Genomic DNA, 24,584 nt, shown 5'->3' with positions numbered 1-24,584 from the left:
AGCGAGGTTTCCCCTTAAATGCCTGTAGTTGTTGTAGAATCCCCGGCCAAAGCCAAGACAATCAATAAGTATCTCGGCTCCAACTACACGGTTTTGGCGTCTTATGGCCATGTGCGGGACCTGCCCCCCAAGGACGGATCCGTCGACCCCGAGCATGAATTTGCGATGAAATGGGAAGTGGGCAATGACAGCCGCAAACATGTCAAAGCCATCGCCGACGCCCTGAAGGAAGACAACGCCCTGATCCTCGCCACCGACCCCGATCGCGAGGGCGAGGCGATCAGCTGGCATTTGCAAGAGGCACTGACCAAACGCCGCTCGATCAAGAAGGACACGCCGGTCAGCCGCGTGACCTTCAACGCAATTACCAAGGACGCGGTGACCGAGGCGATGCAGAACCCGCGTGAGGTCGATATGCCTCTGGTTGAGGCATATCTGGCGCGACGCGCGCTGGACTATCTGGTGGGGTTCAACCTGTCGCCGGTTTTGTGGCGCAAGCTGCCGGGGGCGAAATCCGCTGGTCGCGTGCAGTCGGTCTGTCTGCGCCTGATCGTCGAGCGCGAGATGGAGATCGAGGCGTTTAAGCCGGTCGAGTATTGGTCGGTTCGCGCAGTATTCGAAACACCCCGCGGCCAAACTTATGAGGCCCGTCTGGTTACTCTGGCCGGCAAGAAACTGGACAAGCACGATCTAGCGAACGCCACTCAGGCCGAACTGGCCGTGCAGGCGATCACCAGCCGCGCGCTGAGCGTGACGTCGGTCGAGGCGAAACCAGCAGCCCGCAACCCCAGCGCCCCGTTCATGACCTCGACTTTGCAGCAAGAGGCCAGCCGCAAGTTCGGCATGGGTGCGCGCCACGCGATGCAGGTGGCGCAGCGGCTCTATGAGGCCGGGTATATTACCTATATGCGGACTGACGGTATCGATATGGCCCCCGAAGCCGTGGCGGCCACTCGTGATGCGATCAAAGACCGTTATGGTGACGAATACGTGCCCGACAGCCCGCGCATGTATAAGAACAAGGCTAAGAACGCGCAGGAAGCGCACGAATGTATCCGCCCCACGGATATGTCGCGCGACGCCAAGGCGCTGAAGGTGACGGATGAGGATCAGCGCAAGGTCTATGATCTGATCTGGAAGCGCACCATTGCCTGCCAGATGGCCGCTGCCCGGTTGGAGCGCACGACGGTCGAGATCGGCAGCGCAGATGGTCAGGTCGGCCTGCGCGCCACCGGCCAGGTGGTTCTGTTCGATGGGTTCATGCGCGTTTACGAAGAGGGCCGCGATGATGTGGCTGACGACGACGAAAAGCGCCTGCCGCAGATCACGCAGGGCGATCCGGCGCCGTTTGCCAAAACCACGCTGAAGGATCAGTTAGCCAAAGCCGAGGACAAGGCCGCCATTCTGTCGGACAACGAAGCCGTTCTGGCGCTGCAACACCACACCCAACCGCCGCCGCGCTATACCGAGGCCACCTTGGTCAAACGGATGGAGGAACTGGGGATCGGGCGCCCCTCGACTTACGCCTCCATTGTGACCACGATTCAGGACCGGGAATATGTACGCAAGGACAAGAACCGGCTGATCCCCGAGGAAAAGGGGCGTATCGTCACCATCTTCCTGCTGAATTTCTTCCGCCAATATGTTGGCTACGAGTTCACCGCCAATCTGGAAGAACAGCTGGACGATGTCAGCGCCGGTGACCGCGACTACAAGGACCTGCTGGGCAAGTTCTGGCGCGATTTCTCGGCCGCAATTGGTGAGACGTCCGAACTGCGTATCTCGGAAGTGCTGGACAAGCTGGACGAGGCGCTGGCGCCCCAACTGTATCCTCCGCGTGAGGACGGATCTGATCCGCGTATCTGCCCGAAATGCGGCACTGGACAGCTGCACCTGAAAACCTCGCGCACCGGCGGGTTTGTTGGATGCGGCAACTATCCCGAATGCACATATACCCGCCCCATCGCCGGTGAAGGCGCTGAGGGGGATGAACGTCTGCTGGGCGAGGATGCAGGTGATGAGATCTGGCTGAAATCCGGCCGGTTCGGCCCATATGTTCAGCGCGGCGAACCCACGCCTGAGAACAAAAAACCGCCTCGCGCCTCCCTGCCCCGAGGTTGGAGCAAGGACGATATGGATCTGGACAAGGCGCTGACGCTGTTGTCCTTGCCCCGCCAGATCGGTGAACACCCCGAGGGCGGTATGATCAGCTCGAATTTCGGGCGGTTCGGACCTTATATCATGCACCAGCTGCCAGAAGAGGCGAAACCTGTCTACGTCAACGTCAAAGACCCCAATGACGTGTTCGAAATCGGCATGAACCGGGCCGTTGAGATGCTGGCCGAAAAGCGCGCCAATCCCGGGCGCGGGCGGAGCGCCGCTGCGAAACCGCTGAAAGAGCTGGGTGAACACCCCGATGGCGGCGCGATGCAGGTTCTGGACGGGCGGTATGGTCCATACGTGAAATGGGAAAAGGTCAACGCAACCATCCCCAAAGACATCAAGCCCGAGGACGTGACCCAGGAAATGGCCATCGAACTGGTCAATGAACGGGCGGCCAAGAAAGGCACCAAGAAAAAGGCCGCACCGAAGAAGAAGGCTGCAGCAAAGAAAACCACCAAGAAGGCGGCGACCTAGGTAGAAATACCACCACCCCTTTGGATTCGTTGACTTCCCTGTGACGTGGCGGCACAACCTGCCCATCACCATGTCATTGGGGGAGTTTTCCATGAAGAAAATCTATGCCAATGCCACCGAAGCACTCGACGGGGTGTTGACGGATGGCATGATGATCGCAGCGGGCGGTTTCGGCCTGTGCGGCATCCCGGAATTGCTGCTGGAGGCGATTAAAGAATCCGGCACTCAGGACCTGACCTTTGCCTCGAACAACGCGGGCGTTGATGATTTTGGCATCGGTATCCTATTGCAGACCAAGCAGGTCAAAAAAATGATCAGCTCTTATGTCGGCGAAAACGCCGAGTTCATGCGTCAGTACCTGGCCGGAGAGCTGGAGCTGGAATTCAACCCGCAAGGTACCCTGGCCGAGCGTATGCGCGCTGGTGGCGCCGGTATCCCCGGTTTCTACACCAAGACCGGTGTGGGCACCGTGATCGCCGAAGGCAAGGAGCACAAGGACTTCAACGGCGAAACCTACATCATGGAAGAAGGCATCTTTGCCGATCTCGCGATCGTCAAGGCGTGGAAAGCTGATGACACCGGCAACCTGATCTTCCGCAAGACCGCCCGGAACTTCAACGTGCCCGCAGCGACCTGCGGCAAGATTTGCGTGGCCGAGGTTGAGGAAATCGTCCCGCGCGGCTCGCTGGACCCCGACCAGATCCACCTGCCCGGCATCTATGTGCATCGCATCATTCAGGGCGATCATGAAAAGCGCATCGAACAGCGCACCACCCGCAAGAAGGAGGACGCATAATGCCTTGGGATCGCAATCAGATGGCCGCCCGCGCGGCGCAAGAGCTGGAAGACGGCATGTATGTGAACCTCGGCATCGGTATCCCGACGCTGGTGGCGAACTATGTGGGTGACAAGGACATCACCCTGCAATCCGAGAACGGAATGCTGGGCATGGGCCCCTTCCCGTTCGAGGGTGAGGAAGACCCCGACCTGATCAACGCCGGCAAGCAGACGATCACCGAACTGTCGCGCACCTCGTATTTCGACAGCGCCACATCCTTTGCCATGATCCGGGGCGGCAAGATCGCCGCTGCCGTTCTGGGCGCGATGGAAGTGGACGAGGAAGGCGACCTGGCCAACTGGATGATTCCCGGCGTGCTGGTGAAAGGCATGGGCGGCGCGATGGATCTTGTGGCCGGTGTGGGCCGCGTGATCGTCGTGATGGATCACACCAACAAGCACGGCAAATCCAAGCTGCTGCAAAAATGCACCCTGCCGCTGACCGGTAAAAAGGTGGTGGATCGAATCATCACTAATCTCGGCGTTCTGGACGTGGTCGAAGGCGGCCTGAAGATCGTTGAAATCGCCGAAGGCGTGACCGAAGACGAAATCCGCGCCGCTACCGAAGCCAAGATCGTCAACTGATCCCTATCACCGAAAAGGCCCGCCGAGATTTTGGCGGGCCTTTTTCAGTTCAGGGTTTGAAACACACATCCATCCGAAATCAATTCGGGTGGAGTGGAGCATAGAGCCTTGGCAATCTGAAAGGCCGCAAGCACCTTGGGCACATAGTCCCGCGTCTCTGCAAAAGGTGGTACGCCGCCATGTTTACGCACGGCCCCTTCGCCCGCGTTGTATCCAGCCAGCACCAGAATCGGATCATTGCCGAACTCTTCCATCAGCCAGTTCAGATATTTCACTCCGCCCGAGATATTCTGAGAAGGCTGGAAACTGTCCTGCACCCCAAAGCGCTTGGCGGTGGCTGGCATCAATTGCATAAGCCCCTGCGCTCCGGCCGAACTGACCGCATCCGCACGGCCCGCCGATTCCACCGAAATCACCGCCAGCACCAGCGCAGGCGAAACCTCTGTCCCAACCGTCGACCGCAGAATCTCGATCCCCTGCTGTTGCGCGATGTTCTGGAGCGTCTGCAGGCGCGGTGATGCGACATTGGTTGCGGCCAGCGCTTTAATGGCCTCGTTCAGCCTTCCCGCACCCGAAGCTGAGAGTGCGGGCGAAATTTTGTCCCAAAAGGCCTTGTAGGACCCGACCGGCTTGTTCTGTGGCCCTGCGCCCGGAGCGCTCGGGGGAACAACTGCTGTGCGCGTCACAGCTTCGGGTATGGAAATCTCAGCCCCGGTGCTGGGCGCATAGGGGGCCGCCGCATGTTCCTCGGGCGATATCTGAACAGTCACCTTGGGCCGTGTACCGGGCTTTGGTGCCTTCACTCTTTTATATACGCCCCTGGGTTCAACCTCGGTTGCGACGGCTGGCATTGGCGCTGACATCATCAACACCAAGATGCCGGCGCAGGTCATTGCGTCCCGGAGTTTCATTTTGCCTGCCTCGTGCTTTTTGTTTTCAACAGTTTGAACCGCGAATCCCTTTGAAAAGCCAGAAAAACACGTCGAATTGGGGCAATTTCGCCTCATTTGCCGCAATTTTGCATCGGCGACAACACCGAGCACCTTCCATTGTAAATTTTTTCTCGTTTATTTTCAATAACTTACCAAAAAACCTACCAAAAAGTTAAGTCCGGAAGGAAAAAATCGGGGTTTGGCCCAATTCCTGCCACGCCTAACAGGCAAACATAGTGCCATACCGAGACGGTCGGGAGCGGACTGAGAGAGAAAGCTCTGTTAGACACCGAGGTTTAATTGACTTTTTTGATCCTTTAGGAGGGACGTAACATGATCAAGTTCATCAAGAACTTCCGCAAAGACGAAGACGGCGCCGTAACTGTTGACTGGGTTGTTCTGACCGCTGCTGTTGTTGGTCTGGCCGCCGTGGCTTACACCCAAGTTGGTAACGGCACCAAGGCGATTGCCGACGCCGTTGGCTCGACCCTCACCACCGCAGCATCCAATGTTGCTGACGATATTCCGGTCAACCCGGACGCAGAATAAGAGCGTCAATCTACCGAAGACATTCTTTAGTGGGGCCTTGCCTGTGTAGGCGTGGCCCCTCTTTTTTTTCCAAAACCTAAATCCGGCGCTTTCATGATGAACAGAATCCGAACCTTCATTAAGCACGAAGACGGGGCAGTCACTGTTGACTGGGTCGTGCTGACAGCCGCCATCGTGGGTATCTGCGCCAGCGTATACGCATACTTTGGAGAGCCCATCAAAGAACTGGATGCCAGATCTGGTGCAGCCCTGAGCAACGTCGATGTCGCCGAAGAAATCAGCGTGAATTTCGACGCGGCCGATCCCTGATCGATACAGCCCTGATTGTCCCGAAAGCCACGGAGGCAAAATAATTCAAATATTGTCCCCTTTTTCGACACAATCTACCTTTATCCAAAACTGATCTTTGTCGTAGTTACTGCGGCAACAAAAACGGAAAAGAAAAAACGAGGGGACGCGAATGCGTTTGGTATTTGGACTTGTCCTGATTGCCGGTGTGGCTTTGGCCGGGGGTGCGGTCTATATGGCCCGCGACTACATCGCTCAGTATCAGGACCAGCTCGCCCGTGAGCGTCAAGCCACGAAGGACGCGCTGGCAAACGTCAAAGCGGTGCCAACAGTCGAAGTCATCGTTTCCAAACGGGCCATGAAGTACGGCGAGCCGCTGGCCAAGGACGATGTTCGAATCGTGAACTGGCCCGAGGATGCAATTCCCGAAGGCAGCTTTTTGGACATGGCAGTTTTGTTCCCGGAGGACGCCAAAGGGGATCGGTTTGTCCTGAGAGCGATGGAAAAGGACGAGGCGCTTATGAAGGTCAAGGTCACCAAACCTGGCCAGCCGGCAGGCCTCATCTCCCGCATTGAAAAAGGTAAGCGTGCGTTTGCCATCAGCGTCGATGTTGCATCGGGCGTTTCCGGCTTTCTTCGCCCAGGCGACAGCGTGGATGTGTATTGGACAGGCTCTGTCAGCCGAGAATTCGAAGGCGGCGGCGGCGAAATTACCCGCTTGATTCAACCCAGCATCGAATTGATCGCAGTGGACCAGATCGCCGGTTCCGATCTGGCGGGTGCAACAATTGCTCGTACCGTTACCGTGGCAGCGACTCCAGAACAGGTCGCAGCATTGGCGCAGGCGCAAACGACCGGCCGGTTGTCTCTGGCTCTGGTTGGTGTGCAGGATGAAAACGCGGTCGCAACCGCAGTTGAAGTGGACCAGCGAAAATTGCTGGACCTCAAGGTAACGGCCCCTGCTCCGGTCGAAGCCGAGGAGCGCAAGTGCTACACCAACATCCGGCGCGGCGCAGAAACTGTCCAGAGCGAGATTCCCTGTACAAACTGATGTTAAATCAGAGATTTACGACCTCAAGCCGCGCCATGTGCGCGGCTTGTTTCGTTTGAGATGTTGCGCATTGTCCACATAAGGAAAATTCCAGAAACCATTGATTATTGCAATAAATTCTCAATTCGCGCAGTGTTGACTCGCATAGGGCATTAGACCCAAAAAACGAGGCGTGATCGGAGAGGCAGGTCACATGAAAATACGTTCTTGGATCAGCGCGACCCTACTTGGGTTGGCGCTAATAGTTGGTCCGGCCGGCCAAACGGCCTGGGCTGAAACTTTGCGCGTGGTTAAGAATGGCACAGCGGAAACGCTGAACGTTCCGATGAACCGCGCTATTGTCGTGGAAAGCGAAGAACCGTTCGCCGAGCTCAGCATCGCCAATGCCGGCATCGCTGACATCTCGTCGCTTTCGGATCGCACTATTTATGTGTTGGGCAAGACACCGGGCTTGACAACGCTGACCCTGTTTGACGGCGCGGGCAACCTGTTGGCGAATGTTCGGGTCCGCGTATCTCCGGATGTGTCCGAGTTTAAAGAGCGGCTGCGGCAGATTCTGCCGGCTGAGCCGATCGAAGTGCGGACTGCCAATGACGGCATCGTGCTTTCGGGCGTGGTTTCAAGCAGCGCGAAACTGGAGCGCGCATTGGAACTGGCCGAACGGTACGCACCTGACCGCGTTTCGAATCTGATGTCGGTCGGCGGCGTACAACAGGTAATGCTGAAAGTGCGCTTTGCCGAAATGAACCGCTCGGTGGCCAAAAGTCTGACCGCTTCGCTTGGTTTCGGCGGCGGCGACGTGACTGGCGGTATCAACACCTTGAACACGGCACCAGCGCTGGCCAACGCCCTGAACAACAACATCCCTCCCCTGCAGACCAATACAGGTGCCATCCTGTTCGGGTTTGGGGCCGGGTCGACGCAAGTGCGTCTGTTGCTTGAGGCTCTGGAAAACAAGGGCCTTGCCCGCAGCCTTGCAGAACCCAATCTGTCCGCCTTGTCGGGTCAGGAAGCGACCTTCCTCGCCGGTGGTGAAGTTCCCATTCCGGTACCACAGGAATTTGGCGTGATTGCTATTGAATACAAGGCGTTCGGTGTCGAAATCGACTTTATCCCACGTGTGGTCGACGGTGACTTGATCAATCTTGAATTGGCCACCTCGGTCTCGAGCATCGATACCAACTCGAACTTCACAATCCAGGGCGACACGATTCCCAGCTTCATCACCCGTCAGACCAGCACAACGATTGAGCTGCGCGACGGTGAGAGCTTTGCGATTGCTGGCCTGATTCAGGATGACTTCACCGACGTGAGCAGCCAGCTTCCGTGGATTGGCGACGTTCCGGTTCTGGGCGCTTTGTTCCGCAGCGCGGAATACCAGCGGCAGCAAAGTGAACTGGTCGTCATCATCACCGCTCATCTGGTATCCCCGACTCGTGGCGAAGCACTGGCTCTGCCGACAGATCGGGTCAAACCACCCAGCGAATTTGATCTGTTCGTGAACGGTAAAGTCGGTCGTACAACGCGTCCGGGTGCTGGCGCAGCCTCGGAAGTGGCCAAGCAAGACTTTGGCAGCTCCTACGGCTACGTTCTGGATTGATAGGAGGATAGGACCAATGCAGAAGTGGATCATCACACTGGGTCTTTCGGTTGCTGTCACCGGATGTACGCGTGAGGCCGGGTACGAAGTCGACCAAGGCGCGTTCGGGAATGCGACCCTGAACAACGTCCAGGTCATGAACGGCGAACTGACCTACGCTCAGATTCTGGGTCAGCGATTCGCGGCTGAGGTTCCGACGCAGATCAACTTTGCCTTCGATAGTGCGCAGTTGGATGCAACGGCTCAGCGGATTCTGCTGCGCCAGGCTTCGTGGATCAAACAGTTCCCCGAAGCACGGTTCCGCGTGTACGGCCATACCGATGCGGTTGGCTCGACGGCGTACAACAAAGCGTTGGGCCAGCGCCGTGCCGATGCAGCTGTTGCGTTCCTGACGCGGCAAGGCATCTCGCGCTCGCGCCTTGAGGCTGTCGTGTCTTTTGGCAAATCGCGGCCTCTCATCGACACGCCGGACAGGGATCGCCGCAACCGACGCACCGTGACCGAAGTGTCCGGCTTTGTGGATCGCAACCCGCTCATCCTGGACGGGAAGTACGCGGAAGTCATCTATCGCGAGTACATTGGCAGCGCGGCCTACAGAAGCCGACTGAGCAAAGATACCGCTTTGGGTGAGACCAGCGAGTAACAATAAACCGGATTTGGGCGGCATCGTCGCCCATTTCCCTACAATTGGTTCTTTTGCGCCCAAATCTTGCCTAAGTTCCAAGCCAAATTTTCAACAATTAGGTGACTTGCGGCCGATCTCGGCCGCACTGGGGCAAGAGCGAACCAGACGGGTCTTCAAGCCCACTGTGTTTGCCTGCTCCCACGACGAGGATTGTGTTAATGACGAGCGCATCGCCACAAGACGATAAAAATGGCATTCTGGCCTGTACAATCAGCCGTGACGTCCAGAACTTTGATCTTTTGATCGAGGACATGGAGGCAGCCCTTGGGGAACGCTGGGGTGACCTGGGCTTTGCAGAAGCTCTGGCCTTTTTCAGCCAACCCGATGCTGATTCTCTGGAATTTGTCGCTTTGGCAATTGATGGCGAAGATGAAGACAACCTGTCGCTGATGGGCGAAATCATTACCCGCGCCAAAGAGAAGAAGATTAAGGTTGTTCTGATCGCCGAAGATGTCACGCCGGCATCCCTGCATCAGCTACTGCGCAAGGGCGCAGATGAATTCGTCCCCTACCCCTTGCCCGAGGGCGAGCTTCAGGAAGCGATCACCCGGATGAACCAACCCGACCCGGTTGTCGTTCACGAGACCGCCTCGCCGTTGAACCAGGGCGAATCAAAGGAAGGCGCCCTGTTCGTCGTGCATGGTCTGGCAGGTGGCGTCGGGTCCACCACAATGGCGGTAAATCTGGCCTGGGAACTGGCCACCGTTTCCGACAAAGAGGAACCGTCGGTCTGCCTGCTTGATCTGGATCTGCAGTTTGGCACGGTATCCACCTATCTGGACCTGCCGCGCCGCGAAACCGTCTTTGAAATGCTGTCCGACACCGACTCGATGGATGAGGAAGTGTTCGCACAAGCGCTGCAAACCTACGAGGAAAAGCTTCAGGTCCTCACCGCACCGTCAGACATGGTGCCGCTGGACCTGATCACCCCGGAAGATATCCAGCGGGTGATAGACACGGCCCGCCGCCACTTTGACTACGTGATCGTGGACATGCCATCGACGCTTGTTCACTGGTCGGAAACCGTTCTGCAGGCCGCACACGTGTATTTTGCGCTGATCGAGCTGGACATGCGCTCGGCTCAGAATGCTCTGCGCCTGAAACGCGCCCTGCAGGCCGAGGAGCTGCCGTTCGAGAAACTGCGTTTTGCCCTCAACCGGGCACCGAAATTCACCGATCTGAACGGCAAGAGCCGTGTAAAGCGGATGGGCGAAAGCCTGGGTATCTCTATCGATCTGCAACTGCCTGACGGTGGTAAGCCAGTCATGCAAAGCGGTGATCACGGACAACCTCTGGCCAATGCCGCTGCCAAGAACCCACTGCGCCGCGAAATCGCAAAACTTGCGAAATCGCTTCACAGCCTGGGCAGCAACAACGCTGAAGCTGCATAACTCAGTCTGAAAAGGGAACGAGCCGCCGTGTTTTCAAGATACAAGAAACAGCCCGAAGCGCAGCCGGTTCAAACCCCGGCCACAACACCGGAACCTAAGGTACAAAAAACGCCCTCGGCCAATGCGGTGGCCCGGCGCCCCTTGCAGAAGAAAGCCGCCGAGCCTGTCGTGGCCGATCGTGATCGCAAACGCAAAGAGCGTCTTGGCGAAATCAAGATCGAACTGCACCGCGAACTGCTCGAGAACCTGAACCTCGCCGCGCTTGAAAACGCCGGTGAAGCGGATCTGCGGGCAGAAATCAGCTCAATTGCCAGCGAAGTTCTGGAATCGCGCAATATCGTCCTGAACCGTGAGGATCGTATGCAGCTGAACAAAGAGCTGTATGACGAGGTAACGGGCCTGGGTCCGCTTGAGACCCTGCTGCAGGACGACACGGTCAACGATATTCTGGTCAACGGTCCGCAACAGATATTTGTGGAACGTGACGGTCGGCTGGAAATCAGCGACATTACCTTCAAGGATGAAAAGCACCTGATGCGGATCATCGACAAGATCGTGTCCGCTGTGGGTCGACGTGTCGATGAATCCAACCCCTATGTTGACGCCCGTCTGGCCGATGGTTCGCGTTTCAATGCCATGGTCCCGCCGATTGCAGTAGATGGGTCGCTGGTTTCGATTCGTAAATTCAAGAAAGACAAGCTGGGCATCGATGATCTGGTCAACTTCGGCGCCTTTACCGAAGAGATGGCCGCCTATCTTCAGGCCGCCGTGTCGACCCGCCTGAACATTATCGTCTCAGGTGGTACGGGTTCCGGTAAAACGACAACACTGAACGCCCTGTCCAGTTTCATCGACGATGCCGAGCGCATCCTGACCATCGAGGATACGGCGGAACTTCAGCTGCAGCAGACCCATGTGGGCCGGATGGAAAGCCGCCCGCCCAACGTGGAGGGCAAGGGTGAGGTCAGCCCGCGTGATTGTCTGAAAAACGCCCTGCGTATGCGTCCTGACCGCATCATCGTGGGTGAGACGCGTGGCGCCGAGGTGATCGATATGCTGCAGGCCATGAACACCGGCCACGACGGCTCGATGACCACGATCCACGCCAACTCGGCGCGCGATGGTATCTCGCGTCTGGAAAACATGATCGCAATGGCCGGGATCGAAATGCCGATCAAGGCCGTCCGCAGCCAGATCTCATCAGCTGTGAACCTGATCGTACAGGCCAGCCGTCTACAGGACGGTTCGCGCCGGATGACCTCGATCACCGAGATCACCGGCATGGAAGGTGACGTGATCTCGATGCAGGAAATATTTAAGTTTCAGCGGGTTGGCCTGACACCGGACAACAAGATCATCGGTCACTTCACGGCGACAGGCGTGCGCAGCCACTATTCCGAGCGCTTCCGCCTGTGGGGCTTTGATCTGCCAACTTCGATCTATGAACCGACGACTGTGTAGGAGATCTGGATATGCAACTGCCTGTTGAGGCGCTCATATATGTCGTGATCTTCATCGCGGTGTTCTTTCTGGTCGAAGGCATCTATCTGGTGGCCTTCGGGAAATCCATCAGCCTGAACAGCAAGGTCAACCGCCGTCTCGACATGCTCGACAAAGGTGCCGGGCGGGAAGAGGTTCTGGAACAGCTGCGCAAGGAAATGCAGCAGCATTTGAAGACGCAGAGCATCCCGCTCTATTCGCTGCTGGCCGACAAGGCGCAAAAGGCCGCGATCGCCTTCACACCCCGACAACTGATCATGGTTATGGTGCTGTTGTCTGGCTTTGCTTTCGTGGGCCTCAGCATTGGCACAGCGACGGATATGGCTCTTCGTGTCGCTCTGTCGGTCTTTATCGGTGTTGGCGGCGTTTACACGTGGGTTAACCGCAAAGCCAAAAAACGTATGGCCCTGATGGAAGAGCAACTGCCGGATGCGGTTGAACTGATGGTCCGTTCGCTGCGTGTGGGAAACCCGTTCGTGTCATCTGTCCAGATCGTTGCAAACGAAGTACAGGATCCGCTGGGCACCGAATTTGGCATCATTGCTGATGAATGTGCCTATGGCCGTGACGTGGGTGAGGCCTTGAAAGACATGGCAGAGCGTCTGGGAATGCAGGATCTCCGCTTTTTGTCGGTGGCCGTTGGGATTCAGCAACAGTCGGGGGGTAACCTGGCCGAAATCCTGGCCGGTCTGGCCAAGGTGATCCGTGCCCGTTTCCGCCTGTTCCGGCGCGTCAAGGCAATCACCGCCGAGGCTCAATGGTCCGGCAAATTCCTGTCCGGTTTCCCGGTCTTTTGCCTGTTGTTCATTCTTGTGACCGACCCCAACTACTATGACGACGTGATCGACCACCCCCTGTTCATCCCGCTGTGTTTCTTTGTCGGCATCATGCTGACACTGAACCTGATTGTGATGCGGGTTCTTACCAACATTAAGGTCTGAGGGCATAGCAATGGAATTCCTGACCCCAATCAATGACCTGATCAAACAATACCTGGGCGAGTTCGGACCGCTGATCATTATCGGCGTTCTGGGGCTTGTCATGATCGTGATCGCCGTTTCTCTGATGCTGAAACAGCCAGAGGACCCGCTGAAAAAGCTGCAGAGATCAACTGCTGCCCCCAAGGCGGAAAAAAAGCCCAAAAAGGACAGGCTCCGCAACTCCAGCCGCAACGAGCAGCTGCAGAAATTCGCCACCTTCCTTGAACCGCAGAACGAAGAAGAACTGTCTGCGATGCAACTCAAATTGCGTCAGGCCGGGTATCACTCGAAAGATGCGGTGCGGTTTTTCCATTTTGCGCAGTTTGCCTTGGGTATTGTCGGCATCCTGGTCGGAGTGATGTTGGTGACGGTGCTGTCGGGCGGGGAGGAATTCACCGGAAGCCAAATGGCAATTCGCGTACTGATTCCGTCGGCTGCAGGGTATTTCCTGCCGCGCTACTGGGTCACCCGGCGCGTCGAAGAGCGGAAAGAGGCGATCACCGCGGGCTTCCCCGACACGCTTGACCTTATGCTGGTCTGCGTCGAAGCCGGTCAGTCACTTGACCAGGCCATCGTACGCGTCGCCCGCGAGATGAGCACCTCGTACCCGGATATCGCGCAGGAGTTCGAAGTTGTCGCTCATGAAATGAAAGCCGGTAAGGACAAGGACACGGTGTTGCGCGATTTCGGAACCCGTTGTGGTGTTCAGGATGTCAGCTCGTTTGTGACCGTCATGATCCAATCGGCAACTTTCGGTACATCAATTGCCGACGCTTTGCGGGTTTATGCCAGCGAGATGCGTGACAAACGCGTGATGCGGGCCGAAGAGGCCGCGAACAAGTTGCCAACCAAGATGACACTTGCCACAATGATGCTGACGGTGCCGCCTTTGCTGGTCATTCTGGTCGGACCTTCGGCAAAAGGGATCGCAGATTTTGGAAACAGTGCTGGCGGATAAGCCCGCGACGTTCAGCTTCAGGCGTATCCGCTCTGGAATACGCCACACACTAAGGGCCGCCATGGTGATCGCCATGGTGGCCTCTTGTACTGATACGGGTACAACGGATGATTTGGATGCCCCCGGGATTGACCCGAAGGGCAAGGGCGCAGACGAAATCTTGGTTGGAAATCGGTTGATGGCCGCCGGAGAATACGAGTTGGCGTTGGATTCCTTCACCCGCGCCGCACTGGATCAGGGGATGACGGCGGAGATATTGACCTCGATGGGCACGGCAAACCTGGGGCTCAAGCGCTTGGGGCAGGCCGAGACCCTCTTACGTCGAGCTGTGAAAAATGACCCTGAATGGTCCGTCGCATGGAACAATCTCGGCGTTCTGCTAATCGAAACAGGGGAATACCCCGAGGCCGCGCAGGTCTTTAAACGCGCCTACGCGCTGGACAATGGCGAAAGTGACGCAATCCGAGACAATCTACGCTTAGCACTCGCAAAAATGGAAAATCCTGTTAATAATACGGCCGAAGAACAAGAATATACGTTGGAGCGGCAAGGCGACGGGCAATACACGCTGCGCAAGCTCCCATAAAACAGGCAAGAGCAGTAAGGGACGCAAAAATGCGCCAACAATTCTTGATTGCGCCAATGGTCATGTGCGGGTTGATTTTGTCTGCCTGCGAAAGGGAAACCGAGGAAGAAAAAGTCGAGCGCACCTATCAGGAGGTCAACGTCATTGACGAGACTAACCTGAGCGAAGTGCTACTGACTGCTGCGGACCCGAATGAGGCAGTCACCTATTTCCAGGGCGCAGCAGCCAAAAACCCCGACAGGATCGACCTGCAGCGCGGATTGGCAATTTCTCTTTCCCGCGCGAAACGCACGACCGAGGCCGCCGCCGCTTGGAAAAAAGTGACGACCATGAAGGGCGCCGCAAATGTCGACAAAGTCGAATATGCCGACGCCCTTGTTCGTGCCGGTAACTGGAGCCAAGCCAGAACCGTTCTGGATTCCGTGCCGCCCACCTATGAAACCTTCAAGCGTTATCGCCTCGAAGCGGTAGTGGCGGACTCCAAGCAGGATTGGAAACGCGCCGATCATTTCTATGAAACCGCGGTCGGCCTGACCACACGCCCCGGCGGGGTGATGAACAACTGGGGTTACTCCAAGCTGACACGCGGCCAGTATGCCGAAGCCGAACGCCTGTTCACCGAAGCGATCCAGCAGGACAAGAGCCTGTTCACCGCCAAGAACAATCTGGTTTTGGCCCGGGCCGCACAGGGCAACTACAGTTTGCCGGTTGTTCCGATGACTCAGGTTGAGCGCGCCATGCTGTTGAACACGATGGGGATTTCCGCGGTCAAACAAGGGGATGTGGCCACAGCCAAGAACCTTTTCCGCGAAGCCATCGCCACGCATCCTCAGCATTATGACGAGGCCGTCCGCTCGCTGCGTGCGCTTGAGGAAGCCTGATAGATGAACATTCCCGCGAATGCGGCACTGTTATTTCTGCCCTTCGTTCTGCCGATCTGCCTGTACGTGACGTTCACGGACTTGCGCGCCATGAAGATCAAGAACCAGGCAGTCTACGCGCTGTTTGCGGTGTTCGTTATCGGCGGTCTGTTCGTTCTCCCACCTTGGTCGACCACGTGGTCAAGCGCCACCGTCGGCCCCTGGTCGATCTCGCTGCCCCCTTACATCTGGCATTTGCTGCATGTCGTACCAGCTCTGGCCATTGGTATCCTGTTCTACCTGATGCGCCAAATGGGGGCCGGGGACGCCAAGTTTCTGGCCGCGGCCTCGCCTTTTATCTGGCCCGGCGACTATTTTCTGGTGGTTCTTATTCTGGCGACGATGAATGTGGCAGCTTTGGTAACCCACCGGCTGGCAAGCTTCACGGGGCTGCGGAGTTTTGCACCGGATTGGAAAAGCTGGACCAGAGCCAGACACATTCCGATGGGTCTTTCTCTGGGCGGCAGCCTTGCCCTCTACCTGATTCTCGGCACTGTTTACGGCTCGTAAACTATCATTAAGCCGCCTTGTCCGTGCCTTGGTGCTGACACAAAGCCGGGCCAGATTTTCCGCTAGCGGCCCTTTACAGGGCCTTTGGCGCGAAAACTGGATAGACGGGCAACGCTCATGAATATGCAGACGACTTCGGTAATGGCCCCCCCTGCCCCAAAGGGTTTGGGCGAAATGAAACTGCCCATCGTCATGATGCGCGACATCCTGTTGAAAACGATCTTCCGCAAGAATGTGGACACCGTTTCCGAGATTGCCGCTGCGGTCTGTCTGCCAGGTTCCGTCACGCAGGAACTGATCGACATGTCCCGCGAGCAAAAGCTGATCGAGGCCACCGGTACGCTGAACGCCAACAGCGGTAACGAGATGGGCTATCAGCTGACTGATGCCGGCAAGGCCCGTGCGCTGGACGCGCTGAGCCAGTCGGAATATTTCGGCGCCATGCCCGTGCCGCTGGATGTCTATCGCGAACAGGTCAAACGCCAGTCGATCCGCAACATTCAGGTGACCCGAGACCAGCTGACAGGCGCGATGGGCCATCTGGTTCTGCCCGACAGCCTGCTGGACCATCTGGGCCCCGCCGTCAGCGCCGGTCGGTCGATCCTTATGTACGGCCCGCCGGGCAACGGTAAATCCTCGATCTCGAACGGTATTAAGGATGCGCTGGGGGACAATGTCTATGTGCCTTATGCCATTGAGTATGCCGGTCAGGTGATCACCGTTTATGACCCGATCGTGCACACAGCGGTCGAGCAGGAACCCGATGATCCCAACAGCCTGCGCCGCCGCAAACGGTTCGACACCCGCTATGTTCAGTGCGAACGCCCGACCGTTGTTACGGGTGGTGAACTGTCGTTGAGCATGCTGGATCTGGTCTACAACCCCACCGCACGAACCTATCAGGCCCCGTTGCAGCTGAAATCGACCGGCGGCATCTTCATCGTGGATGACCTTGGCCGTCAACAGGAGCCGCCGCAGGCTCTGATCAACCGCTGGATTGTTCCTCTGGAAGAGAAAAAGGATATCCTCGGCCTGCAATCGGGTGAAAAGTTCGAGGTCCCCTTCGACACGCTGGTCATCTTCTCGACCAACTTCCACCCCAACGAAATCTTCGACCAAGCGGCCCTGCGCCGGATCTTCTTCAAGATCAAGATCGACGGCCCAAACCAAGAGAACTTCCTGAAAATCTTTGCAATGGTGGCCCGCAAACGCGGTATGCCGCTGGATGAGGCGGCGCTGGTGCATCTGCTAAAGGTCAAGTACCCGACCATCAACAATATCTACGCGAACTATCAGCCGATCTTCCTGATCGACCAGATGATCTCAATCTGCGAGTTCGAGGGCATCCCTTATCAGATGAGCCCCGATCTTATCGACCGCGCCTGGGCCAATATGTTTGTCCGAGAAGAAAAGATCATTCACTGACCCCCTGCAATTCTGATCCCGGGCAGGTAATCATGCGACCATGACGCAGATTCCCGCCCGGATCACCGATTGGTTTGCCGCCAAAGGCTGGTCGATCCACCCCCATCAGCAGGACATGTTCGACCGGGCTTCAGACCCGGCCACGTTGCTGATTGCGCCGACTGGTGGCGGTAAAACCATGGCGGGGTTTTTGCCAACTTTGGCTGAATTGGCCGAGTCAGACCATGCGGGCCTGCACACCATCTATGTCTCCCCTCTAAAGGCATTGGCCGCTGATATCCGACGCAACCTGCGCGGCCCCGCGGATGAGATCGGCCTGCCCATCCGAATCGAAGACCGCACCGGAGATACCTCGGCCACGCAGAAGAAACGCCAGCGCGTGGACCCGCCGCATATCCTGCTGACCACGCCGGAAAGCCTCGCCCTGCTGACCTCGTATGAGGACGCGCCCCGGATGTTTGCGGGCGTCCAGAGGGTGATTGTCGATGAAATCCACGCCTTGGCCGAGAGCAAACGCGGCGATCAGCTGATGCTGGCTTTATCCAGGTTGCAATTTCTCTGCCCTGACCTGCGCCGTGTCGGGCTGTCGGCCACGGTCGAAGACCCCAATTCCATCGCGCGGTTTCTGGCTCGGCACCCCGGTCCCTGCCAGATCGTGCAGGCCGACCCCGGCCCCGACCCCGACATCCGGATGCTGGAAACTCAGGAAATACCCCCTTGGTCTGGCGGCGGAGCAGCTTATTCGATCCCGGCAGTGCTGGAACAGATCAAACAGCACAAGACCACGTTGATCTTTCACAACACCCGCGCGCAGGCCGAGATATTCTTTCACAACCTCTGGCTCGCCAACGAAGACGGCCTGCCCATTGGCATCCATCACGGCAGTCTGGATCGGCAACAGCGTGAACGGGTCGAAGCCGCCATGGTCCGCGGCGACTTGCGCGCCATCGTCTGCACCGGCTCTCTGGATCTGGGCATCGACTGGGGAGATGTCGATCTGGTGATCCAGATCGGGGCGCCGAAGAACGTCAAACGTTTGGTACAGCGGATCGGGCGGGCGAACCACCGCTACAACGCGCCCTCCAAGGCCTTGTTGGTGCCTGCAAACCGGTTCGAGGTGGTGGAATGCGTCGCCGCGCTCGAGGCCGCCAAGGCGCATGATCTGGACGGAGAGCCGCGCGGCCCGGGCCCCCGCGACGTGTTGTGTCAGCATATCCTGATCGCAGCGGCGGCAGGCCCGTTCGACGCGGATACGCTGTTCACCGAAATAACCGCAGCTGGGCCTTACGCGGACCTCACCCGCGCCGAGTTCGATGCCTGTCTGGAGTTCTGCGCCACCGGAGGCTACGCCCTGCGGGCATATGACCGCTGGCAACGGCTGCAACAGCGCGCCGATGGCCGCTGGCAATTGCGCGATCCCCGCGCGGCGCAGCGCATTCGCATGAATCTTGGCACCATTCAGGACACGGACACGCTAAAGGTACGCCTAAAGCGCAATCGCGGGGGCAAGCCTTTGGGCGAGGTGGAAGAAGCCTTTGCGGCCTCGCTCACCCAAGGTGACACGTTTCTGATCGGGGGGCAGATCGTTCGCTATGAAGGTCTGCGCGAAATGGTGGTCGAGGTCAGCCGCCGCGCGGACCGAAAGCCAAAGGTGGCTGTCTTCTCGGGCACGAAATTCGCCACCTCCACGCAGCTGAGCGACCGCATCCTGCGCATGTTCGCGCAACCCGACTGGCCGCAACTGCCCGCACACACAGCTGACTGGCTATCCCTACAAAGGGAAATCTCCCGCCTGCCCCAACGCGATCGTCTGTTGATCGAGAGCTTTCCCAATGACGGTCGCGAAAACCTGTGCGTCTATGGCTTTGCCGGGCGCAACGCGCAACAGACGCTGGGCCTGTTGCTAACCAAACGCATGGAGGAAACCGGGCTAGCCCCGCTGGGCTTTGTAGCCACCGACTATGCCACCCTGATCTGGGGGCTGGATGCGGTGACCGATCCGCGCCCGCTGTTTCAACTGGATGCTCTGCGCGATGGGCTTGAGACCTGGCTGGCCGGCAACGCGGTTATGAAACGGACCTTTCGAGCCTCGGCCACGATTGCCGGGCTGATCGAACGCAATACCGTCGGACAACGCAAAAGCGGGCGTCAGGCGACGTTTTCCTCAGACATCCTTTACGACACGCTGCTGAAATACGACCCCGACCACCTGCTGATGCAGATTACCCGAGAAGAGGCCATGCGCGGGCTGGTGGATTTCGGGCGGATCGAGGCGATGGTAGACCGCATCGGAGACCGGATCGATCTATTGCGGCTGGACTGCGTCTCACCGCTTGCAGCGCCGCTGTTTCTTGAAGTCGGCAAGGTTCCGGTCAAAGGCGCCGCCGAGGAACGCCTTTTGGCCGAAGAGAGCGCGCGGCTGTTGCAGGCCGCAGGGTTGGAGCCCGGCTGATACCACTTGCGCCTTGGATCGAAACACGCAAAGAACGTATCATGAACAGCATTACGTTTTCTTTTGCGGGGCAGGCCCTCAGCGCGCTGGGGTCCGGGGCGCTTTGGTGGCCCGAGAAGAAGCTGCTCTGTGTCTCTGACCTACATCTGGGCAAGTCCGAGCGTATCGCCCGGCGCGGAGGCCCCACCCTGCCGCCATATGATAGTCAGGACACGCTGACCCGTCTGACAGCCGACGTCACGCAAACAAACCCGGGCACCGTGATCTGCCTAGGCGACAGCTTCGACGATCTGGATGCCTCGATGGCGATGGGGGCGGATGAGAAACGGGATATAACTGCCCTACAAGCAGGCCGTCGCTGGATCTGGATCGAAGGTAACCACGACCCCGGCCCGATTGATCTGGGCGGGACACACTTGTCTGAATGCAATATTGGCCCACTGATCTTTCGACATATCGCCCAGGCAGAGGCCCAAGCCGAAGTGTCCGGGCACTATCACCCGAAGGCCCGATTGCGGGCACGCGGACGTGCGATCACACGCCCTGCCTTTCTGGTCGATCAGACGCGGCTGATCCTACCCGCCTACGGCACCTATACCGGTGGGCTGCACAGTTCGGATCACGCGTTAAACGCATTAATGGACGATCAGGCTATAGCCATCCTGACCGGCCCGCAGCCGCAAATCATTCCCATGCCGAGGTGAACTGGCTCAGATGACGCCGTCCTGCTCAAGCATTGGTTTGTATTTTCGGCTAACCGGAACCAAGTCACCGTTCTTCAGCCGCAAATAGGTCTTACCACTCTGCCGCTCAACCCCAGTGATGGCCTCATCCACCACCCAGTGCGAGCGGTGCGTACAATGGCCTGGCACAGACTCCATCTCGGCGATCGCATCGCTAAAGCGGGACCGAATGGTGAAGGTTCCCTCGGATGTCACAACGTCAACAGCGTGATCCCGGACAGTTAGGCGGTAAATATGACCTTGGAACGTTTCCGGCAGACGCTTTGCCAGCCGCGGTGGTACAGGTTCAACGTCAGCAGGCAATAAATCTGTCTGCCTGTGCCCCTTAACCAGCACCAGCCCTGTGACAAACAGCGCCCCGTACGGTGCCACTGACAAGAAGCCGGGGGCCTGTTGTCCATTGAAGGTGATCAACAAGTAAGACAGCACCCACAGGGCCGGAACGAAAAGCGCTAGATTGACCAGAACCAGCGTGGTTTCGCGCCAGGAAAAATGGAAATCTGAAAAACAGGTCCGCGTCACTTGTCTGGCGACCCATGTCACACACAAAGCCAGCACCACGACCCCGACCCAAAACACCAGGCGTTGAGAAAAGGTCAGATCAATGGCTGAGAACGGTTGAAAAGCAGAGGCCAACAAAGGTGGAAAGACAAGGACGGCGATCACTTTGCGCAACGTGGCCCCGGCCAGAATTGGGCTCAGTATTTTGTTCATACCTACTCAACAATAAGCCTACGGGCCCAGCGCAAACCCCGGAGACTCGCAATAACACACGTAACCGGCTGGATTCACTTGTCTATCATTGAACCCAATACATTCAAACCCCGAGATTTAAAAGTTAACGCGAGGATATTGAAACAATTGGGCCGAGGGATGTTTCCACCCCTCGGCCCCAAATTGCTGGCAATGCGCTGCGGATCAGGCCGTCAGGCCCTCGGGCTCTGGCAGGCTGTTTGCGCGGCAGCAGGCAGTTAGGGTGTTGGCCAGCAGGCAGGCAATGGTCATCGGACCAACGCCACCCGGAACCGGGGTGATCGCGCCAGCACGCTCGGCCGCGCTGGCGTAGTCGACGTCACCGACCAGTTTGTTTTTGCCGTCACGCTCGATACGGTTGATGCCCACGTCGATCACGGTGGCGCCTTCCTTGATCCAGTCGCCCGGAACCATCTCGGGGCGGCCAACAGCGGCGACAACGATGTCAGCGCGGCGCACAACGTCCGGCAGGTCCTTGGTGCGCGAATGCGCGATGGTGACGGTGCAGCTGTCACCCAGCAGCAGTTGCGCCATCGGCTTGCCCACAATGTTCGAACGACCGATGACAACCGCGTCCATGCCCGACAGCGAACCATGGTGATCGCGCAGCATCATCAGGCAGCCCAGCGGGGTGCAGGGAACCATCGACTTCTGGCCGGTGCCCAGCAGGCCCACGTTCGAGATGTGGAAACCGTCAACGTCCTTGGCAGGATCGATCGAGTTGATCACCAGATCTTCGTTCAGGTGCTTGGGCAGCGGCAGCTGCACCAGGATACCATGCACAGACGGATCGTTGTTCAGCTTGTCGATCAGGGCCAGCAGGTCCTCTTCCGAGGTCTCAGCATCCAGCTTGTGCTCGTACGAGTTCATGCCGACCTCGACGGTCATTTTACCCTTCGAACGAACATAGACCTGGCTGGCCGGGTCTTCACCCACCAGAACCACGGCCAGACCGGGCGTGATGCCGTTTTCCTCTTTCAGCTTTGCAACCTGATCGGCCACTTGCGCGCGCACCTTCGCCGCAAAGGCCTTACCGTCGATAACCTGGGCTACCATCCTGTGATCCCTTCCTTCCAAAAACAAATCGGGCGCTGGGCGCCCGGGTGTTCAATCAGGGCCGAGCACGCGTTCTTCACGTGCAATCGACCAGTCAATCAGAATGCGCCAAAGCTGCTCGGCAAGATCGGGGTCCATCCCCAGTTCACCGGAACTTGTGCGCACGCGCTGCACCACGTCTTCGACGCGCTCCGGGATGCGGGCCGGCAGGCCCTCGCCGGGTTTCAGCTGTGAGGCGCGGTCAATATAACCTGCGCGCGTCACCAACATCTCGATCAGTTGGCGATCCAGCTTGTCGATCTGAGCCCGCAATTCCTGCATCGATTTACAGTCTTGCGGTGGTGTCAGAGTGGGCATTGCGATCTCCTCATGGCCCGGGGATATCCCCGGACCACGAGATGTCCTATTCGGCGGCTTAGAACAAGCCCTCGATCTGGCCTTCTTCGTTGAGACGGATTGTCTCAGCCGCGGGTTTGCGGGGCAGACCGGGCATGGTCATGATCTCACCGCAGACAACCACGATGAAACCAGCACCCGCGGATAGGCGGACTTCACGCACCGGAACCGAGTGGCCGGTGGGCGCGCCGCGCAGCGACGGGTCGGTCGAGAACGAGTACTGGGTTTTCGCCATGCAGACCGGCAGGTTGCCGTAGCCCGCTTCTTCCCACTCGCGCAGCTGGTTGCGGATTTTGTTGTCGGCCAGAACCTCGTCCGCGCGGTAGATGCGCTTGGCGATGGTTTCGATTTTCTCGAACAGCGGCATGTCGTCGGGGTAGATCGGCGAGAAGTTCGCAGCACCGTTTTCAACGATTTCCACAACTTTCTCAGCCAGAGGCGCAGAGCCATCCGAACCCAATTCCCAGTGACGGGACAGGATCGCTTCGACACCGTGCTCGGCGCAGTAGCTCTTGACCGCTTCAACTTCGTCATCGGTGTCGGTGACAAAGTGGTTGATGGCGACAACAACAGGAACACCGAAGGACTTTACGTTCTCAATGTGACGGCCCAAGTTGGCGCAACCGCTGACCACAGCATCGACGTTCTCGGCCCCCAGATCGGCCTTGGCAACGCCGCCGTTCATTTTCATCGCGCGCACGGTGGCAACCAGAACAACTGCCGACGGTGCGATGCCTGCTTTGCGGCACTTGATGTTCATGAACTTCTCGGCACCCAGGTCGGCACCGAAACCGGCTTCGGTCACGACATAGTCAGCGACTTTCAGAGCGGTCTTGGTCGCGATGACCGAGTTACAGCCGTGTGCGATGTTCGCGAAGGGGCCGCCGTGGACGAAGGCCGGGTTGTTTTCCAGCGTCTGCACCAGGTTCGGCTGCATTGCGTCCTTCAGCAGAACGGTCATTGCGCCTTCGGCTTTGATGTCGCGGCAGTAAACCGGGGTTTTGTCGCGGCGGTAAGCAACGATGATGTCGCCCAGACGCTTTTCCAGGTCTTTCAGGTCGTTCGCCAGGCAGAGGATCGCCATAACTTCGGACGCAACAGTGATGTCAAAGCCTGCTTCACGCGGGAAGCCGTTCGACACGCCGCCCAGCGAGGCGGTGATGGAGCGCAGTGCGCGGTCGTTCATGTCGACCACACGACGCCATGCAACGCGGCGCACGTCGATTTCGCACTCGTTGCCCCAGTAGATGTGGTTGTCGATCATGGCCGACAGCAGCGAGTGGGCCGAGGTGATGGCGTGGAAGTCACCTGTGAAGTGCAGGTTCATCTCTTCCATCGGAACAACCTGCGCGTAACCGCCACCTGCAGCGCCGCCCTTCATGCCGAAGTTCGGGCCAAGCGAGGCTTCGCGGATACAGATCATCGCGTTCTTGCCGATGCGGTTCAGGCCGTCGCCCAGACCAACGGTGGTGGTGGTTTTACCTTCACCCGCCGGGGTCGGGTTGATCGCGGTGACCAGGATCAGCTTGCCGTCTTCACGGTCCTGAACCGAGTTGATGAAGTTCTGGCTGACTTTCGCTTTGTCGTGGCCATAGGGCAGCAGATCGGCGGAATCGATGCCGATCTTGGCACCGATTTCCTGAATCGGCTTTTTGTTCGCTTCGCGGGCGATTTCGATGTCGGATTTGTAGCTCATTGGGCAGGGTCCCTGATTGAATGCCGTGCAAAACCGACGCGATGCGTCGGCGCT

The 24,584-nt window shown here is 58.1% G+C and carries 23 protein-coding genes; 18 read left to right on the top strand and 5 right to left on the bottom strand.

Annotated elements, in window-relative coordinates; translation table 11 throughout:
- Nucleotides 1-18 precede the first annotated feature (18 nt).
- The 3 genes from topA to GOX63_RS06440 all read left to right on the top strand — a co-directional run bounded on the left by topA (nucleotide 19) and on the right by GOX63_RS06440 (nucleotide 4,059).
- Nucleotides 19-2,637: a type I DNA topoisomerase gene (gene topA / locus GOX63_RS06450; RefSeq protein WP_170545185.1), complete on the top strand. Its 2,619-nt coding sequence runs from the start codon at nucleotides 19-21 to the stop codon at nucleotides 2,635-2,637.
- Between the two features lie 91 nt (nucleotides 2,638-2,728).
- A complete protein-coding gene (locus GOX63_RS06445) occupies nucleotides 2,729-3,433 on the top strand; it encodes a CoA transferase subunit A (RefSeq protein ID WP_170326886.1) in 705 nt (234 codons plus the stop codon).
- Complete coding sequence (locus GOX63_RS06440; RefSeq protein ID WP_170404186.1) at nucleotides 3,433-4,059, top strand: CoA transferase subunit B; 627 nt, start codon at nucleotides 3,433-3,435, stop codon at nucleotides 4,057-4,059. Before GOX63_RS06445 ends, GOX63_RS06440 begins: the two co-directional genes overlap by 1 nt.
- 44 nt (nucleotides 4,060-4,103) lie before the next feature.
- Here the strand turns inward: GOX63_RS06440 and GOX63_RS06435 are convergent, their stop codons facing one another.
- Nucleotides 4,104-4,952, bottom strand: coding sequence for a lytic transglycosylase domain-containing protein (locus GOX63_RS06435; protein WP_437436605.1), 849 nt, complete (start codon nucleotides 4,950-4,952; stop codon nucleotides 4,104-4,106).
- Nucleotides 4,953-5,324: 372 nt separating this feature from the next.
- On the opposite strand from GOX63_RS06435, the gene GOX63_RS06430 reads away from it, so the two are divergent.
- The 15 genes from GOX63_RS06430 to pdeM all read left to right on the top strand — a co-directional run bounded on the left by GOX63_RS06430 (nucleotide 5,325) and on the right by pdeM (nucleotide 20,590).
- The gene (locus tag GOX63_RS06430) at nucleotides 5,325-5,540 is read left to right on the top strand and encodes a Flp family type IVb pilin (protein ID WP_170545179.1); all 216 of its coding nucleotides are present in this window, start codon (nucleotides 5,325-5,327) and stop codon (nucleotides 5,538-5,540) included.
- Nucleotides 5,541-5,633: 93 nt separating this feature from the next.
- Nucleotides 5,634-5,849 carry a Flp family type IVb pilin gene (locus tag GOX63_RS06425; protein WP_170545070.1) on the top strand — a complete coding sequence of 72 codons (216 nt, stop codon included), beginning with the start codon at nucleotides 5,634-5,636 and terminating at the stop codon, nucleotides 5,847-5,849.
- Between the two features lie 151 nt (nucleotides 5,850-6,000).
- On the top strand, nucleotides 6,001-6,879 hold the full coding sequence (gene cpaB, locus GOX63_RS06420) for a Flp pilus assembly protein CpaB (protein WP_170326890.1): 879 nt from the start codon (nucleotides 6,001-6,003) through the stop codon (nucleotides 6,877-6,879).
- A 193-nt stretch (nucleotides 6,880-7,072) separates the two neighbouring features.
- Nucleotides 7,073-8,479: a type II and III secretion system protein family protein gene (locus GOX63_RS06415; RefSeq protein WP_170326891.1), complete on the top strand. Its 1,407-nt coding sequence runs from the start codon at nucleotides 7,073-7,075 to the stop codon at nucleotides 8,477-8,479.
- A 16-nt stretch (nucleotides 8,480-8,495) separates the two neighbouring features.
- Nucleotides 8,496-9,122 carry an OmpA family protein gene (locus GOX63_RS06410; protein ID WP_170326892.1) on the top strand — a complete coding sequence of 209 codons (627 nt, stop codon included), beginning with the start codon at nucleotides 8,496-8,498 and terminating at the stop codon, nucleotides 9,120-9,122.
- 200 nt (nucleotides 9,123-9,322) lie between these two features.
- Nucleotides 9,323-10,555: an AAA family ATPase gene (locus tag GOX63_RS06405; protein ID WP_170545176.1), complete on the top strand. Its 1,233-nt coding sequence runs from the start codon at nucleotides 9,323-9,325 to the stop codon at nucleotides 10,553-10,555.
- A 27-nt stretch (nucleotides 10,556-10,582) separates the two neighbouring features.
- Complete coding sequence (locus GOX63_RS06400) at nucleotides 10,583-12,016, top strand: CpaF family protein (protein ID WP_170326894.1); 1,434 nt, start codon at nucleotides 10,583-10,585, stop codon at nucleotides 12,014-12,016.
- A gap of 11 nt (nucleotides 12,017-12,027) precedes the next feature.
- Nucleotides 12,028-12,996: a type II secretion system F family protein gene (locus tag GOX63_RS06395; protein WP_170326895.1), complete on the top strand. Its 969-nt coding sequence runs from the start codon at nucleotides 12,028-12,030 to the stop codon at nucleotides 12,994-12,996.
- A 10-nt stretch (nucleotides 12,997-13,006) separates the two neighbouring features.
- Nucleotides 13,007-13,993 (top strand): type II secretion system F family protein, encoded by a 987-nt coding sequence (locus tag GOX63_RS06390; protein ID WP_170326896.1) that lies wholly within the window; start codon nucleotides 13,007-13,009, stop codon nucleotides 13,991-13,993.
- A gap of 61 nt (nucleotides 13,994-14,054) precedes the next feature.
- On the top strand, nucleotides 14,055-14,579 hold the full coding sequence (locus tag GOX63_RS06385) for a tetratricopeptide repeat protein (RefSeq protein WP_170326897.1): 525 nt from the start codon (nucleotides 14,055-14,057) through the stop codon (nucleotides 14,577-14,579).
- Nucleotides 14,580-14,608: 29 nt separating this feature from the next.
- On the top strand, nucleotides 14,609-15,460 hold the full coding sequence (locus tag GOX63_RS06380; protein ID WP_170326898.1) for a tetratricopeptide repeat protein: 852 nt from the start codon (nucleotides 14,609-14,611) through the stop codon (nucleotides 15,458-15,460).
- Between the two features lie 3 nt (nucleotides 15,461-15,463).
- The gene (locus GOX63_RS06375) at nucleotides 15,464-16,009 is read left to right on the top strand and encodes a prepilin peptidase (RefSeq protein ID WP_170326899.1); all 546 of its coding nucleotides are present in this window, start codon (nucleotides 15,464-15,466) and stop codon (nucleotides 16,007-16,009) included.
- 117 nt (nucleotides 16,010-16,126) lie between these two features.
- Nucleotides 16,127-17,434 (top strand): ATPase, encoded by a 1,308-nt coding sequence (locus GOX63_RS06370; protein ID WP_170326900.1) that lies wholly within the window; start codon nucleotides 16,127-16,129, stop codon nucleotides 17,432-17,434.
- A gap of 40 nt (nucleotides 17,435-17,474) precedes the next feature.
- Nucleotides 17,475-19,886 (top strand): ligase-associated DNA damage response DEXH box helicase, encoded by a 2,412-nt coding sequence (locus GOX63_RS06365; RefSeq protein WP_170545173.1) that lies wholly within the window; start codon nucleotides 17,475-17,477, stop codon nucleotides 19,884-19,886.
- A 41-nt stretch (nucleotides 19,887-19,927) separates the two neighbouring features.
- The gene (pdeM, locus tag GOX63_RS06360) at nucleotides 19,928-20,590 is read left to right on the top strand and encodes a ligase-associated DNA damage response endonuclease PdeM (RefSeq protein WP_170545170.1); all 663 of its coding nucleotides are present in this window, start codon (nucleotides 19,928-19,930) and stop codon (nucleotides 20,588-20,590) included.
- Between the two features lie 6 nt (nucleotides 20,591-20,596).
- Here pdeM and GOX63_RS06355 read toward each other — a convergent pair whose 3' ends face one another.
- The 4 genes from GOX63_RS06355 to GOX63_RS06340 all read right to left on the bottom strand — a co-directional run bounded on the left by GOX63_RS06355 (nucleotide 20,597) and on the right by GOX63_RS06340 (nucleotide 24,530).
- Nucleotides 20,597-21,295 carry a LytTR family DNA-binding domain-containing protein gene (locus GOX63_RS06355; protein ID WP_367647201.1) on the bottom strand — a complete coding sequence of 233 codons (699 nt, stop codon included), beginning with the start codon at nucleotides 21,293-21,295 and terminating at the stop codon, nucleotides 20,597-20,599.
- Between the two features lie 252 nt (nucleotides 21,296-21,547).
- Nucleotides 21,548-22,438 (bottom strand): bifunctional methylenetetrahydrofolate dehydrogenase/methenyltetrahydrofolate cyclohydrolase FolD, encoded by an 891-nt coding sequence (folD, locus tag GOX63_RS06350; RefSeq protein WP_170326904.1) that lies wholly within the window; start codon nucleotides 22,436-22,438, stop codon nucleotides 21,548-21,550.
- Between the two features lie 51 nt (nucleotides 22,439-22,489).
- Nucleotides 22,490-22,795: a chorismate mutase gene (locus GOX63_RS06345; protein WP_170326905.1), complete on the bottom strand. Its 306-nt coding sequence runs from the start codon at nucleotides 22,793-22,795 to the stop codon at nucleotides 22,490-22,492.
- A gap of 58 nt (nucleotides 22,796-22,853) precedes the next feature.
- Nucleotides 22,854-24,530 carry a formate--tetrahydrofolate ligase gene (locus GOX63_RS06340; RefSeq protein ID WP_170326906.1) on the bottom strand — a complete coding sequence of 559 codons (1,677 nt, stop codon included), beginning with the start codon at nucleotides 24,528-24,530 and terminating at the stop codon, nucleotides 22,854-22,856.
- Nucleotides 24,531-24,584 lie beyond the last annotated feature (54 nt).

Source organism: Ruegeria arenilitoris (assembly GCF_013031355.1).
GTDB lineage: Bacteria > Pseudomonadota > Alphaproteobacteria > Rhodobacterales > Rhodobacteraceae > Ruegeria > Ruegeria arenilitoris_C.
The sequence above is the reverse complement of the archived record's forward strand: the minus strand, read 5'-3'. Positions and strand labels throughout refer to the sequence as shown.